This is a genomic window from Nonomuraea sp. NPDC005650 (genome assembly GCF_040605375.1).
Taxonomy (GTDB): Bacteria; Actinomycetota; Actinomycetes; order Streptosporangiales; family Streptosporangiaceae; genus Nonomuraea.
The window spans coordinates 1-1,175 of record NZ_JBEXCR010000143.1 but is presented as its reverse complement, the minus strand read 5'-3'; the positions used below and the strand labels follow the sequence as shown (position 1 = coordinate 1,175).

1 protein-coding gene is annotated in these 1,175 nt (G+C 63.8%); it reads left to right on the top strand.

All coding sequences use genetic code 11. From position 1 onward, the window contains the following. A partial coding sequence (locus ABZS69_RS67070) for a condensation domain-containing protein (protein WP_355395685.1) occupies positions 1–1,175 on the top strand: 1,175 nt, incomplete at both ends.

The following is a 1,175-nucleotide window of genomic DNA, read 5'->3' as shown; positions in this document are numbered from 1 at the left end:
GGTGGAGCGGCATGAGGTCTTACGGACCCGGCTGGTCGCAGACGCCGACGGCATCCCGTACCAGATCATCGATCCTCCCAAGAGCTTCGACCTGCAGTTTGCGGATCTATCGGATCGGCCCAGCCCGCACCGGGCTGTGCAAGACCTCATCGCTACAGACGCGGCAATTCCGTTCGATCTGGCCATGGGGCCGCTGCTGCGCGGCACGTTGATCCGTCTCGCCGACGACCTGCACATCCTGGCCTTGTGCATGCATCACGTCATCTCCGACGAATGGTCGGCCAAGATCTTCCACGGGGAGTTTCTCTCGTTGTACGAGGCTTTCCGGGCAGGGAAGCCGTCGCCGCTGTCGCCGTTGCCGGTGCAATACGCCGACTTCGCGCAGTGGCAGCGTTCCTGGCTCACCGGCGAGATCTTGGAGGAGCAGCTCGGTTACTGGCGGCGGCAGCTGGCCCAGCCCTCAGTGCTGGACTTGCCCACCGATCGAGCCCGGCCTCCGGTCCGCGACACCGCCGGTGCCGCGTTGGACTTCCGCATCAGCCCGGAGGCGGCCGAGGGCCTTCGAGCATTGTCACGCCGCACTGGCGCGACGATGTTCATGACGTTGCTGGCTGCTTACACCGTGCTGCTCGGCCGCTATAGCCGTCAGGATGACGTGCTGGTCGGTACGCCGGTGGCCAATCGGAATCAGGCCGAGACCGAGGATTTGATCGGGTTCTTCGTCAACACGCTGGTCCTGCGCGCTGATCTGTCGGGCGATCCGGCCTTCACCGATCTGTTGCAGCAGGTGCGGGCCACGGCGCTAGATGCTTACGGTCATCAGGATCTGCCGTTCGAGCAGCTCGTTGACGAGCTCGGCATCGACCGCGACCGCTCCCGGACTCCGCTGTTCCAGACGCTGTTCAACTACCTCACCACCGAACCCAGCAACGATCTTCTTGGTGAGCAAGGGCTGGACATACAGGCGGAATCGCTGACGATCAAGTTCGACCTTGTGTTGACCATGAGCTCCACGGCGGATGGCGAGCTGATGGGGTCCATTCAGTACAGCACTGCGTTGTTTGATCGTTCGACGGTTGAGCGGTTGGTCGGTCACCTGCAGACGCTGGTCGAATGCGTCGCGGCCGATCCCGGACGGCCGTTGTCGGCGCTGCCCCTGCTCACCGACGCCGAGC